We start from the raw sequence: 13,484 nt of genomic DNA, 5'->3' as shown, positions 1-13,484 counted from the left end.
ATTAGATTCCCGATATATAAAACCGCAGTCACAAACAGCTCAATCCACCGTCCTGATCTTGTAACTCCGATTCAATTGTCGGGCCGCCTCTTCATATCCCTTCGGAATGATCACAAAGTCATTTTTCCAAAGCTTCCACGTAAGACGCATCTGTTTCATTACTTTTTCATAATCAGGCTTGCAAGGGCGGGGCCGGACATAGCTTTTTCCTGGTGTTTTTACAAGTATCATTTAATATTTGTACGTACCACCGGGCAGGTTAAACAGGTTGGACCGCCAGTGCCTTTGTAACTGATTTCAGTTCCTTTGTATTCATAAACCGTTGCTCCGGCCTCAAGAAGCTGCTGCTTCGTGTAAGCGTTACCAGAAGATATTACGCAAACACGCGGAGCTATGGCAAGCACATTGCAGCCCAAGTTCAAGTACTCATCAACCGGCACTTCGATAAGCTCAATGCCTCGTTCAATAAGCAGTTTTCTGAAAAAGACAGGCATAAGGCGGGAATGGACTACAGCTAAATCATGGTCGACCAGGCTGATGAAAGACATAAGATGGAGACACTCTCCCTCTCCTTGATCATGCGGCAGCTGAACTACGATGAAATCATCCACAAGATGTGCGGTCATTTCCTTTAATTGCCGAATGGCTTCTGCGTTTGTACGATAACCATGTCCGACAACCAGGGTTTTATCATCCAGCCAAATGATATCACCGCCATCCGCGACCGCATCACCCGTTAAATACCCAATAATCGGGATGTTCTTTTCCTTACAAAATTCCTTGTATACATTAGCTTCAGGCTGCCTCAATTCTTTGCCTGACTTTAAAATAATGGCCCCTTGGCTTGTGAATTTGACCGGGTCATGCGCATATAAGGAGTCAATCCCGACTACCGAAGATGCTGGCAAATAATCGATGTTTGGAACATATTTCTCCAAAATGGAAATAAAGTCACCATACTCTGTTAGCGCTTCGTTAAAATCCGGCTCTTCCGCAAAGTTGAAGTTCCGCCATGCTTGGCTTAAATGCTCTTGACTAATAAAAGCTTCTTTCGGATGTTTTACAATGACACGTTCCAAAGGTTTGTACATGGACGAACAATATGTCACTGCCTCTCCCTCCTTTTCCGCATAACGGAAAACGTTTCCGCTAATAGGAATTTTTCTTTTATTATAAAATCAAATTTGGTATACTGTCAATATGTTTTAAATATTCAAATAAATTAGCATTTTATTTAACTTGGAATGAAAGATAGGTGGTTTGTTTATGCAATCGATTGATCGTGCCATGAACGTTATAAAGGTGCTGGTTTCCAATTCATCGGAAAACTGGCTGTCTATTACGGAACTTTCTCAAGAATGTGATCTTCCTGTCAGCTCCATGCATCGTTTGTTAAAAGCGATGTCCTCGCATGGATTAATCCAACAGGACGGGCAATCCAAACAATATGGTTTGGGGAATATTTGGCTCGAATACGGTTTGCGTATGTATGACAAAATGGATTACATCAGTCAAATAAGGCCTGAACTGGAAAGGCTGATGAACAAGGTGGAGGAAAGCGTTTACCTTAGCCAGCCAATCGGAATGGAATCACTCGTTATCGAACGAATCGACAGTGAAAAAAGCCAAATCCGGGTTTATGACCAGCTTGGCTCACGTGTACCTATGCATATCGGGGCTGCCAATAAAGCTATGCTCGCCTATATGCCATATAATCAAGTGAAAAAAATAGTAGATGCTCTTCTGCCAGCACAAGAAAGAGCAGCTTTTTGGGATATATTGCAAGAGACTAAAATGAAGGGACATGGAATCAGTCACAGTGAAAGAACAGAGGGAACATGTTCTGTTGCCGTGCCTATATTGAACCATTTTGGGGAAGTTCACGGTGCGGTGAGCATTGGTTTTGTCAGCTTTAACCTGACAGAAGAAAGACTTGATTTCCTCATAAAGAATGTAATGGAAACGGGCAATCGGGTTTCTGCAAAATTGGGGTATAGGGGACCTTGAATAAGAGAGCAGCGGAGGACTATCTAATAAGCCGAAAAAGAAGATGAATCATTTCATCTTCTTTTCGTTTTTATATTAATCGCTGCCGGTCACGAATAAATCTTCCCTGAAATAGGCAAGGACCTCGCCGGCCACCACAGGTTCACCCTCCAATACCTCCAATGATTCTATCTTTCCGCTGACACCAATATCAATGATTTCCACACATCCATCTGCCTTCTTAATCTGAAATAATTGTTCCCATTCGTAAAACCTGGAATCTTTGGATATTGCAATTTTTTCAATCCTGCCATCACAAGGGCTTAGAATCACATCAACGTACATTTACATCATTCCTTCCTTCAATATTCTTCAAAATGAAATGGGGTTTGTAACACTAACTTGAGAAAGTTTTGGAACTCAGGTATATCTTCTTGTTCAATGCCCAGGGTCGGAGCCCAGTACTGATCTAAATTAATATCATTGGCACAAAGCAGGATCATTCTTCCGCTTTGCATGGAAGTCACCATTGCTTTACCGAAAAACTGGCCCGAATATACAATGGTCACATCATATCTATAATCTTGTGACAATAAGCAATAATGATGAATAGCCTGGTTTTCTTTATTTTCGGAAAGAATATCAAAATTCAACGGCTTGCCTCCTTTCTTGTATGCCATAATTCGTTCAGAACCTGACCCATCCTCGAAGCTGGGATGCTTCAGCTATTTTGCGAATCCCTTCAATGTAAGCCGCCACTTTCATGTTCACGGAATATTTTTGTGAAGTATGGTAGACATTCAAAAAGCTGGCCGTTATCTTTTCCTTCAATCGTTCATCCACAAGCTCTTCCGTCCAGTAATAACCTTGGTTGTTCTGGCACCATTCAAAATACGAGACGATAACCCCTCCTGAATTCGCCAAAATATCCGGGACTAGCACTATACCTTTATCATCAAGAATATTGATTGCTTCCTTTGTAGTCGGACCATTTGCTGCTTCAATCAGGATTTCACATTTTAATCGTGTTGCATTATCTTTATTCACCACTCCGCTGATGGCTGCAGGAATCAGCACATCACACTCTTTTTCCAATAATTCTTGATTGGATAACGAAGCTTTGTATAAGTTCGAAACGACCCCAAACGAGTCCCTGTTCTCCAAAAGGTAAGGAATGTCCAAGCCATTCGGATCATATAAACCTCCAAGCTCATCCGCTATTCCGACAACCTTAGCCCCCATTTCATGTAAATACATGGCCAAATGACTGCCAACATTCCCGAATCCCTGAATGATTACCCGCATGCCTTCAATAGGAATCCCCTTTAAATCACATATCATTTGAAGTGTGTATAATACTCCCTTGGAAGTGGCCTTTTCCCTGCCCTTCGATCCCCCTAACCTCAGAGGCTTTCCTGTAATGAAGCCGGGTGAATCGAATTCCCTGATGTGATCGTATTCATCCAGCATCCAGGCCATGATTTGTGAATTCGTATACATATCAGGTGCCGGGATATCTTTTGTAGGTCCCACTATTTGACTTACTGCCCTGACATACCCTCTGCTTAATCGTTCAAGCTCAGATGAACTCATCTGTCTGGGATCACACACAATGCCGCCTTTCGCCCCTCCATACGGAAGATCGGTTATTCCGCATTTCAAGCTCATCCACCCGGCCAATGCCTTAACTTCTTCGGGAGTGACATCCGGGTGAAACCGAATCCCCCCTTTAGTTGGACCGGCTGCATCATTATGTTGAGCCCGATACCCTTGAAACATCCTTGTCTCCCCATTATCCATTTGAATAGGAATACAGACTTCCAGAAAACGCATTGGCGCTTTTAGAAAATCAAAAACCTGATCTGGATAGTTCAAAACATGAATCGCTTCTTTTAAGATATCCTGGAATTCTTGCAGTGGATTATCCAATTGACGTTTTTCTATTACCTTAATTTTCTCTGACATTTTAGCACCTCACTTATATTCTTATAACTTATTAAGCAACTTCCGTGCCAGCTTTGAGGATATTATATGGATAGCCATATACCGCCATTTTCCAATCATCATCATCAGGAAATATGTATTAATTCATAAGCAATTCAGATTTGCATATATAAACAGTAAAGATTAAAGACATAAAAAAATGCATCTTTTTTAGGATGCGTCTCTTAAACGGTGCACACCGAGAGAATACCGAAGTATATTGAATAAATAGTTTTAATAAACCCTCAAAAAAACTGTAGACAAACTTGATTTTCATCGAGTTTGTCTACAGTCGGACGCATCCTTATCGGATGCGTTTTTTCTTGGAAAATCTCATAGCTGAATTTCTTCAACTTGGTATTGAGGCGGAGCCTTCCGGAATGCCTTTGTGATATATAATAGATAACAAAAACCAATAATGAACCAACTTGTCCCCATTATTAGGGAACTTGCCTCAAGGTTGATCCAAAGAATGCCAATTGCTATCGCTCCAATTAAAGGCATAATTAAGTATTGAATACACCCCTTTATCGTTCGATGCTTCTTTTCCCGAATGATAAAATGGCTGATCACTGACAGGTTTACAAAGGTAAATGCCATTAAGGCACCAAAGTTGATCAGTGACGTTGCTGTCACTAAATCAAAGAATAAAGCCGACAATGAAATGACACCAACTATGAGTACATTAATGGCTGGTGTCTTCCACTTAGGGTGAATAAATCCAATCCATTTTTCCGGAAACACTTTATCACGGCCCATAACGTACAAAAGACGGGAAACGCTGGCATGCGATGCTAAGCCCGAGGCTAGCGTATTGACAAAAGTCGTACAAAGAAAAATGGATTGAAATAGCTTCCCGCCTACATAAAGGGCGATTTCCGGTAATGCAGCATCGGGTTCCTTAAAACGGGATATATCCGGAAAAAAGAGCTGAATAAAGAAAGATGCGGTAATGAAGATGATTCCACCCCAAAGTGCAGTTAAAAATATCGCTTTTGGAATCGTTTTTTTCGGATCCGGCGTTTCCTCAGATAGTGTCGTTACTGCATCAAATCCCAAAAAGGAAAAACAAAGGATCGTGGCCCCGGTTATAATGGCCGAGAAGTCCATTCCTTCTTTTACGAAAGGCATTATTGTAAACACTTCTCCTGTTCCTTCTCCATTATTCAAACCTTTGACAACAAGAATGATGAAAACTGCCATGATGGCAATCTGAATTAAAACAAAAAGCGCATTAAAGTTAGCAAGTACATTGACGCTCCTGAGATTGAGAATGGTGACGATTGCTACGAACAATACTACCCAAATCCATGTAGGAACTCCTGGAAATAATGCTGTCAGATAAATTTTGGTTAACAATGCATTTACCATAGGTAAAAACAAATAGTCTAACAACGAAGACCATCCTACCAAGAATCCTAAATGAGGGTTTATGGCCTTTTGCGTATAAGTGTAGGCAGAACCTGCAGCAGGAAAAACCTTTACAAGTTTTCCATAGCTGGCAGCTGTAAAAAGCATCCCCACCAATGCAACGATATAGGCAGTCGGCACATGGCCGCCCGTAATCCCAGATACAATGCCGAATGTATCAAATACGACCATGGGGGTCATATAGGCTAATCCCATCATAACGATTTGCCATAATTTCAGTGATCTTTTCAATGTAACCTCATTTTCCACCTATCATTCCTCCTTGAAACCGCTTTCAAATCAGTAAGTTCAATTTCTTAACTTGATAAATCACCATGCCTCCCTCTTTTTTAAAAGTTTTTATCTGTATACCTAAATGCAATTTCCGTGCCAAATGATTTCGGTTTACTTCGTCAAAGGAAAAACGCCTAAAATGCTACTTAATTCCTGTATTCTTAATGGCAAATGATTGATTTATAGAATTGAAGTCTTTCAGCATCGCTTCCATCGACGATTCAATTTTCCATAAATTATTCGCCTTTGCATACCAAAGCCTTTCTTATCTGGTAAAAACCCTCATTAAATCACCTACTGTGTCTTGGCATGATAATTGCAAGATTAATCATCTATAGGAATTCATTTATTTGAGTTTCAAAACTATTATCGTTATAAGAAAATGGAGGAATGGAAAAATGAAATATCCTTTATCACCTGATGTTAAACCAGAGTTTTGTACGACAGGATCATTTATGCGCTTACCTTCTACAAGAGAGAATGCCAAATTGGCAGTGGTAGGTATGCCTTTTGATACAGCTGCTTCATTCAGGGTAGGAGCCCGGTTTGCTCCACAGGCAGTCCGCCAAGCATCCATGACGTTGTTTCCTTATCATCCCATTCACAAGGTATTTCCGTTTGACGAATGTAATGCAATTGATATTGGCGATGTTTCAGTGATTCCCCATAATATACATCGAAGCTATGAGTTAATTGAAAAGGCTATGTCAGACCTGATGAAAAACGGGATCATTCCAATAGGCATCGGAGGAGATCATTCAGTAACATTGGCTAATCTAAGAGCAGCCGCAAAAATACACGGTCCTGTTGCACTTCTTCATTTTGATTCACATACAGATACCTGGGATACTTATTATGATGAAAAATACTGGCATGGTTCCCCGTTTATCCGTGCATATGAGGAAGGCTTGCTCCAAACGGATAAAGTTTTTCAAATTGGCATCAGAGGTACCCTCAATCATCCAGGAGATATAGATTCAAGTACAGATCTAGGCTACAATGTTATAACTACGCCCGAGCTGAAGAAGAGAGGAATCGAAGATGTGGTGAAGGAAGTCAAGAAAACCATTGGGGATACTCCATGTTTCTTGACCTTTGATATTGATTTTGTTGATCCATCCTGCGCTCCTGGAACTGGCACATTGGAGGTCGGCGGTCTAAATAGCTTTGAAACCCTAGAGATGATACGCTCTCTGCAAGGATTCAACTTTATTGGGTTCGATCTGGTGGAAGTCCTCCCGCCGTATGATCCAACACAAATTACTTCACTATTGGCAGCCACCATCATTCATGACTTTGCCAGTTTAGTAGCCTTACAACTAAAAGAAGAACAAAAAAAGGAGAACTCAACCGAAAAAAGCTTATAGGAGCAAACACCAACAATTAATGAAGGGACATATCAGGTCCAAACTGTAATCGTTCAAAAGACATCTGCTTTTAGTGAAAGCAGATGCCTTTTTTTTATGTAATCTTTTATCTTGTCCTGCTATTTCCTCTATAGATCATTTCATATAGTCTGATGAACAAGTTCAAGCTGCTATCGGTGCAGGAAAATAAAAAAACACATCCCATCTGAAAGAATGGAATGTGTCTCATTTTATTCGTCCGATTCTATCCCGGGACGATTGTATTGTGTTGGCAGGGTGTCCCAAAAGCTTGCATCAGCAGTTTCAATTGAATCATCGGCAATAGCTCTGACAGCTGCATCCAAAGTGGTTACTGTTTGCTTTATTAGATAGCCATTACTTTTTTGTCCAAGCGCTACTGACTCGATATTGTGGTCCGACATACCTCGCATCTCAAAGAGCAGTGTGGCAATATCATAACGAACGGCTGCACCATTACGGCCTATATTTTCTCCAGAGCCGCCATCATACCTGCCAATATGCCCCCAACCAGTTGGTTCAATGGAGTTATATACAACAGCACCCAGTTTTTTTGACGCTTCTAATACTTCAGGCTTTACGTTTGCGTTTGTAGGATAAAGAATTGAACCTGAAACAAGTTCACCGTCTGTTTCGCTTAGCGTCCCTTGGTGATGTAAATCTATCATGTAGTCTATATCGTATTTCGCAAATACATTTTCGTGTAACGCCTTTACCTCCAGTTGCATGGAATCAGTTTTTTTATCATGCTCACGGTTTAAGTCGATCCCATTTGCATTTGCCCGTGTTAGATGCCGATCGCCTTTTGCTAAATAGTCATCAAGAGGGAAATTAACATCTCCCATGGCCCCATCTGCGTTTAACATGGGAATGATCAGTATATTAACATTTTCCAGAATACCCTTAGTCTTGTTCGTGCCTAGATGTTTAATGAATTCGAGTGCACCTTCAGTAGTCAGTTGTTCATTTCCATGCTGTTGGGTTAAAAATAGTATAGTAGGATTCTTAGGATTTGAGATGTACTTCGCTAGGTGAATATCCCTCCCTTTTACCGTTTTCCCGATTACTTCCAGTGCCAGCCTTTCTTGTTTTGCATCCTGCGTTTCAAGATAGCTTACCAGGCTTTCATATGTATGAAGATTTGAAGTTGTCACTTGTCCATTTCCAGCACTGGGGCCATTTCCAACCGCTCCGACTGGCAGCGCAACAGCTGTTACTGCGCTTAAGGTCATTAAACTAGATAATGAAACTGATAGGACTTTCTTTTTAAAATTCAATAAAAACCCTCCTTATCATTTAATTACTAAAAAACAACTATTACTAATATTCTGACATTTTTACTACTTTATGTTAATAGTGAAAAATAACTATGTTTCCAAATAAAATATAACTTGAAAGGAATTACTTATACAAAGCGATATTCAAATATTCGCGATGAAGAAAAACCAGGCGGACACCCGTCTGGTTACTTCAATCTAGTCTGGAAGTGGATAAAAATATCATTTCCTCACTAAATATTTATTATTGCCTGCCCTCCGTCAGTGGAATTGTCTCGTATTGTTCCGGATTGATTTTATATACAGAGCCATCTGTAACTCCATCAATTATTCCATATAACCCTCTTTCAACTGCTTTAATGAGCATGCCTTTTTTCTTTTGGCCAAAGGACTGTGTTTGGCCTCTAACTTCAAAGAGCACTGTCCCACTTCCGTTTAAAGCAAAGGCTCCTAAAGCCGTTCCAGGAAGGTTTTGGTTTTGCGGATATAAGGATATATTTCCATATGGAGAATTACCTTGTACTTTCATAGCATTATATACCGCTACATTCAATTGTCTGGAAAAATCATAATTATAGTTTTTTGCATATTTGGCATAAGCTTGTCCTGAAGATGAGCGTGGATCTGGAACAAATTGAGCGGAAATCGAGTATGTGACTAAATCATCCGTTCCATCAATTTCATAATAGGGAGCTTGGTGATGCAAGTCCACGAAAACCTCCACCTTTCCGTATTGCTTCAGGAGAGACTTGTAAACATCACGTGTTGTTTGTGATTCAGGTGTTATGAACCAGCCAGGGGTGGATGATTTTCCAGGGAAGTCTTTAGCTTGGGGAATATAATTCAAATCAGGATTAAAGTCACGATTGACATCGAAACCAGGTTGGGACTGATAATCGAATGATTCATTTTTGTATGTATAATAGTTCCAAGATGGACTCGCTCCTGCTAACTGTGGAAACTGATTCACGACCTCTGCCCAGGTCATATCATTTCCCCGACGGTCCAATTCAGCAGCATCCGGATTCATTTTAGGCAAAGCGACAAGGGTAATTTCATTACGAATTTTCTCCGCTTCAGGAGAGTTGGTCCCCAAAAACTTCAAGATATTCAAGATGGCATCCGTACCCGTTTTCTCATTTCCATGGATCTCACTTTGAATGAAAACGACTTTGTCTCCAGTTCCCACGGTTGCTTTATAGATTTCTCTATTTCTATTGGAATATCCAGCTACATCCACTTTTACTTTACCTTGGCTATCACTCGCAATTTGTTCTAGCTTTTTACCTAGTTCAGCATGATCTGTAAAACCTGAAACCGAATAAGTTTGTTGAATGGGTGTTCCCGGGGATGTTTCATTAGCTGCAAATGTTGGTGCAGCAATACCCGCCGATAAAACGGCAACTCCTAGAGTTGAAATAATTTTCCTGTTTTTCATATTACAACAATCACTCCCTTAAAATATTTTTCTATCTCATTATACAAAACGGGAAAGTAGAAATATGTTGGATTTTGATGTCGTATTATGGCTATTTTATGATTCGGGCAACCACTTTAACTTCCACGCTAAAAGATCCATGACATTTTCATCGAGGATTGTAGTTGCTCGCGGTCTGTCGAATCGATGATTTGTACTATAACATCACATTACGTTATAATAAAAGGAAAAATACAAGAAAGGGGAAAATATGAAACTCAACACTAATAGTTCTACGCCATTATATATGCAATTAAAGCAATCTATCATCGAAGACATAAACAAAGGGATTTACTCTTCTGGCGAAAGATTGCCAACCGAAACAGATTTATGCGACATATATGGAGTAAGTCGCATTACTGTAAGAAAAGCTGTTTTGGATCTGGTGGAAGAGGGGCTGCTAATACGCCAACAGGGAAAGGGAACTTTTGTCCAATACCCTAAAGTAAAAAGGGAATTATTCGCTGTAAATGGTCATGCTGAATATATGTCAGAATTAGGGAAAATACCTCAAACTAAAATCCTTTCATTTGGGATACTGCCTGCACCGGCTAATATTTCTAAATCCTTGGAGATTACTCCTGAAAGTGATGTTCTTGAATTACAACGGATCTTATACTATGATAATCAACCTCTCACCTTAGAAATTTCACATTATTCCTTAAAGATTCTGCCAAATTTAAATCAACATGTCCATAACTCTGTTTCCATGTATGATATCATAAAGCATAAATATAATATAACGCCTGTTCATAACACGAAACTTTTAAATATGGTATTGGCAAATGCAGATGAAGCAAAATATTTAGAATGCGAAGTGGGAGATCCCCTTTTCAAAGTGGAGAAAGTGGCATATGACGCTAAAAAGCAGCCTATCCATTCATCCTTCCTATACTATCCTGCTAATCGCGTGACCTTTACGATTGATAGTTCAATATCGCAAGAAAAAGGTAACGAATCCCACTCCTAATCCGGGATCTCGTTACCTTTATTCATTCATCCATGCATCATTTTAAACCATCATATGATCAGGATTATATACTTTGCCATACCCAAAAGCACCATAATCCTGACAGGTTTGGGAGGCGACCAATGCTCCTTTATGTAAAGCTTTATATACATCTTGCCCTTGGACGTACGAAGAGAGAAAACCGGCAATAAAGGAATCTCCCGCCCCCAACGTATCTACAACTTCAGTTTGGATAATAGCTTGTTCATATATTTGATTTTCAATTGATAAAAGTGCTCCCTTTTCCCCACGAGTAACACATATTACCTTTGTGCCGAACGAATGAACCTTTTGAATCAGTGCATTGCACTCTGCCTCGTTTAAATTGCTTCCGGAAAAAAATGCATAATTCACAAAGGGACAAACCTTTTGTAAATAGTGATCCTCTTGATTTGTCGAAAAATCAAAAGAAATGTCAATAAATCGGCTTAATATTGGAAGGTTATGCTCTATACGGCTATATACACTTGTATGAAGAAGGTCGTGTTGCCGAATATAATCCAAATCATTGTCATTCAGTACAATCCCCAATCTGGATTGAATTCCCCCTTTATTGGAACCAATAAAAATTCGGTCACCGTCCTTATCCAACGCGACGACTGCCATACCATTCTCTCCTACTGCTTGTCTTACTCTACTAATCTCTATCTTCTCCTTTTGCAATACCTCTAACACATGGTCTGCTGCCCCGTCATTTCCTACAATGCCAATATATGAAGATTGCTCATCATTTAAACGATTGCACAATACTGCCACGTTTAATGAATTGCCGCCAGGATATATCTTTCCTTGATCTTTATAAAAATCTACTACGTTATCTCCAATTCCAATTAATTTCATGCCTGTTCCCCCTGTTATCATTTTACACTTCCACTAGCAATTCCACGGATAAAGTACTTCTGCATGAATAAAAATAAAATGACGATTGGTGCCGCTGAAATCGTTAATCCAGAAAGTAACACTCCCCAATCGGTTTGCAGTGCATCTCGAAATTGCATTAAACCGGCAGGTATCGTACGTAAACTGTCATCGTCTATAAAGATGATCGCGAACATGAATTCATTCCATGTATAGTAAGCTGTTAAAATTGTCGTTGTTAATAAAATAGGCTTACTCATAGGAATGAAAATTCTAAAAAGGATTCCAAGGTTTGTGCATCCATCCAACCGGGCAGCCTCTTCCAGTTCTTTCGGAATGGACAGGAAGTAGGCCCGAATCAACAGGATGGTTAGCGGAATTCTATATGCTACATAAGGTAAAATTAACGCCCAATGGGTGTTATATATACCTAACTTCTGAATGATATTATACAATGGGATCAGGCTTACTTGGGGAGATAGCATCAACCCCCCTAAGCATATGACCAAAATGAAAGCCTTTCCACGAAAATCAAAGCGAGATAATCCGTAGGCACCTAACGCACTTACTAATACCGTTAAAATACAGGTCAAACCCGTAACCATGACACTATTTAAAAAGTAGGAAGAAATCCCACTATTCCAGGCTGTTACATAATTTTCAAACAACCATGTATGAGGAAGGGACCAACTATGGTTGAAAATTTCCTCTGTGCTTTTAAAAGAACTGATGACCATCCATAATAAGGGATAGGCAACAACAAGAAAGTATGCGATCAAGCCTGCATAGACTAGCGCTACTCTCATATTGGAGTCTTTTCTTTTCCTTGCATATTTTAGATTTTTCACAACTAATTCCGGTACTCTGATCGTTGATTTAGGCATCTCCATTATTAGTCCTCCTTTCCTGTTTTAAATATTTTCATTTGAACAAGAGAAATAAGTAACGTAATAATTAAGATAACCGTTGCAATGGCTGAAGCATATCCCATCATATCTTTAGAAAAAGCCGTTTTATATAAATAGGTGCTTAGGACTTCGGAAGAAGTTCCCGGCCCCCCTCCGGTTAAGATATATGGCTCATTAAACACTGTAAAAGCACCTGTCAGTGTTAAGATTACGGCTACAAATGTCATTTCCTTCGTTTCTGGAACCGTAATGTGAAAAAACGTTTTTATTTTATTCGCTCCATCCATTTCAGCTGCTTCATATAGCTCAGGTGAAATTTTTTGAATGGCTACGATATATAACATGGCTATATAACCAATCGATTGCCACTGTGAGACAGCAATGACTGCATAGATTGCCGTATCACTATCGCCCAACCATGGCAGTGCTAAATTATTCAATCCAATCATTTTAAGAAACTGATTTAACAACCCCACTTCCGGGTTGTAAAAGAATGAAAACAGCAACGCTATGACTGTCATTGAAACGACGACTGGTAAGAAATAGACTGTACGAAAGATGGGTGAAAATTTACGGATTAATTTATCTTCTAAAACTGCTGCAACAATTAACCCTCCAAATACCTGGAAAACAATTGAAATGACTGCATAAAGAATATTGTTTTTTAAAGCTTCATAAAATACGGGATCTTTAAACAAAGTAAAGTAGTTGTCCAACCCTACAAATGCTTTATTTGGTGAAAAAGTACTCCAATTATACAGACTGTCGCCAATATTCTGGAAAATGGGGATATAAACTAGCAGTAAAAAAACTAATGCTGGAAGAAGATATAGATAAGGTACAAATTTATCGAGTTTTATCATTAAAAGATCACTCCCTTAATAAAACGGAAAAATG

13 protein-coding genes are annotated in these 13,484 nt (G+C 39.6%); 3 read left to right on the top strand and 10 right to left on the bottom strand.

What is annotated here, in order from left to right; all coding sequences use genetic code 11:
- Positions 1–227: 227 nt before the first annotated feature.
- Complete coding sequence (locus tag MPH60_RS07200) at positions 228–1,091, bottom strand: dimethylarginine dimethylaminohydrolase family protein (protein ID WP_241590393.1); 864 nt, start codon at positions 1,089–1,091, stop codon at positions 228–230.
- A 175-nt stretch (positions 1,092–1,266) separates the two neighbouring features.
- Between MPH60_RS07200 and MPH60_RS07195 the strand changes: the two genes are divergently transcribed.
- Positions 1,267–2,007 (top strand): IclR family transcriptional regulator, encoded by a 741-nt coding sequence (locus tag MPH60_RS07195; protein WP_241590262.1) that lies wholly within the window; start codon positions 1,267–1,269, stop codon positions 2,005–2,007.
- A gap of 75 nt (positions 2,008–2,082) precedes the next feature.
- Here MPH60_RS07195 and MPH60_RS07190 read toward each other — a convergent pair whose 3' ends face one another.
- The 4 genes from MPH60_RS07190 to MPH60_RS07175 all read right to left on the bottom strand — a co-directional run bounded on the left by MPH60_RS07190 (position 2,083) and on the right by MPH60_RS07175 (position 5,649).
- Positions 2,083–2,331, bottom strand: a complete 249-nt coding sequence (locus MPH60_RS07190) for a hypothetical protein (protein ID WP_241590261.1) — start codon at positions 2,329–2,331, stop codon at positions 2,083–2,085.
- A gap of 17 nt (positions 2,332–2,348) precedes the next feature.
- Positions 2,349–2,639: an SAV0927 family protein gene (locus tag MPH60_RS07185; protein WP_137019970.1), complete on the bottom strand. Its 291-nt coding sequence runs from the start codon at positions 2,637–2,639 to the stop codon at positions 2,349–2,351.
- A 34-nt stretch (positions 2,640–2,673) separates the two neighbouring features.
- Entirely contained in the window at positions 2,674–3,951 is a 1,278-nt protein-coding gene (locus tag MPH60_RS07180; protein WP_241590260.1) for a Glu/Leu/Phe/Val family dehydrogenase, read from the bottom strand.
- A gap of 351 nt (positions 3,952–4,302) precedes the next feature.
- Entirely contained in the window at positions 4,303–5,649 is a 1,347-nt protein-coding gene (locus tag MPH60_RS07175; RefSeq protein WP_336275392.1) for an APC family permease, read from the bottom strand.
- A gap of 422 nt (positions 5,650–6,071) precedes the next feature.
- Between MPH60_RS07175 and speB the strand changes: the two genes are divergently transcribed.
- Positions 6,072–7,040 (top strand): agmatinase, encoded by a 969-nt coding sequence (gene speB, locus MPH60_RS07170; RefSeq protein WP_241590259.1) that lies wholly within the window; start codon positions 6,072–6,074, stop codon positions 7,038–7,040.
- Between the two features lie 230 nt (positions 7,041–7,270).
- Here the strand turns inward: speB and MPH60_RS07165 are convergent, their stop codons facing one another.
- Both MPH60_RS07165 and MPH60_RS07160 read right to left on the bottom strand, forming a co-directional pair.
- On the bottom strand, positions 7,271–8,335 hold the full coding sequence (locus tag MPH60_RS07165) for a M14 family zinc carboxypeptidase (protein ID WP_241590258.1): 1,065 nt from the start codon (positions 8,333–8,335) through the stop codon (positions 7,271–7,273).
- Between the two features lie 244 nt (positions 8,336–8,579).
- Positions 8,580–9,773 carry a M14 family zinc carboxypeptidase gene (locus tag MPH60_RS07160; RefSeq protein WP_241590257.1) on the bottom strand — a complete coding sequence of 398 codons (1,194 nt, stop codon included), beginning with the start codon at positions 9,771–9,773 and terminating at the stop codon, positions 8,580–8,582.
- Positions 9,774–10,023: 250 nt separating this feature from the next.
- On the opposite strand from MPH60_RS07160, the gene MPH60_RS07155 reads away from it, so the two are divergent.
- Positions 10,024–10,782: a GntR family transcriptional regulator gene (locus MPH60_RS07155; protein WP_241590256.1), complete on the top strand. Its 759-nt coding sequence runs from the start codon at positions 10,024–10,026 to the stop codon at positions 10,780–10,782.
- 42 nt (positions 10,783–10,824) lie between these two features.
- Here the strand turns inward: MPH60_RS07155 and MPH60_RS07150 are convergent, their stop codons facing one another.
- From MPH60_RS07150 to MPH60_RS07140, 3 genes are all read right to left on the bottom strand, one after another.
- Complete coding sequence (locus tag MPH60_RS07150; protein WP_241590255.1) at positions 10,825–11,661, bottom strand: PfkB family carbohydrate kinase; 837 nt, start codon at positions 11,659–11,661, stop codon at positions 10,825–10,827.
- Positions 11,662–11,678: 17 nt separating this feature from the next.
- Positions 11,679–12,485 carry a carbohydrate ABC transporter permease gene (locus MPH60_RS07145; RefSeq protein ID WP_241590391.1) on the bottom strand — a complete coding sequence of 269 codons (807 nt, stop codon included), beginning with the start codon at positions 12,483–12,485 and terminating at the stop codon, positions 11,679–11,681.
- Positions 12,486–12,571: 86 nt separating this feature from the next.
- Complete coding sequence (locus MPH60_RS07140) at positions 12,572–13,450, bottom strand: carbohydrate ABC transporter permease (protein WP_241590254.1); 879 nt, start codon at positions 13,448–13,450, stop codon at positions 12,572–12,574.
- Positions 13,451–13,484 lie beyond the last annotated feature (34 nt).

This window comes from Peribacillus sp. Aquil_B1 (assembly GCF_022603275.1).
Lineage (GTDB): Bacteria > Bacillota > Bacilli > Bacillales > DSM-1321 > Peribacillus.
This window is presented reverse-complemented; position numbering and strand designations above follow the sequence as displayed.

Bases quoted from the DNA above. Each gene is read 5' to 3' on its own strand.
- MPH60_RS07200 (WP_241590393.1), bottom strand. From the start codon at position 1,091: ATGTACAAACCTTTGGAACGTGTCATTGTAAAACATCCGAAAGAAGCT.
- MPH60_RS07195 (WP_241590262.1), top strand. From the start codon at position 1,267: ATGCAATCGATTGATCGTGCCATGAACGTTATAAAGGTGCTGGTTTCC.
- MPH60_RS07190 (WP_241590261.1), bottom strand. From the start codon at position 2,331: ATGTACGTTGATGTGATTCTAAGCCCTTGTGATGGCAGGATTGAAAAA.
- MPH60_RS07180 (WP_241590260.1), bottom strand. From the start codon at position 3,951: ATGTCAGAGAAAATTAAGGTAATAGAAAAACGTCAATTGGATAATCCA.
- speB (WP_241590259.1), top strand. From the start codon at position 6,072: ATGAAATATCCTTTATCACCTGATGTTAAACCAGAGTTTTGTACGACA.
- MPH60_RS07160 (WP_241590257.1), bottom strand. From the start codon at position 9,773: ATGAAAAACAGGAAAATTATTTCAACTCTAGGAGTTGCCGTTTTATCG.
- MPH60_RS07155 (WP_241590256.1), top strand. From the start codon at position 10,024: ATGAAACTCAACACTAATAGTTCTACGCCATTATATATGCAATTAAAG.
- MPH60_RS07150 (WP_241590255.1), bottom strand. From the start codon at position 11,661: ATGAAATTAATTGGAATTGGAGATAACGTAGTAGATTTTTATAAAGAT.
- MPH60_RS07145 (WP_241590391.1), bottom strand. From the start codon at position 12,485: ATGAGAGTAGCGCTAGTCTATGCAGGCTTGATCGCATACTTTCTTGTT.
- MPH60_RS07140 (WP_241590254.1), bottom strand. From the start codon at position 13,450: ATGATAAAACTCGATAAATTTGTACCTTATCTATATCTTCTTCCAGCA.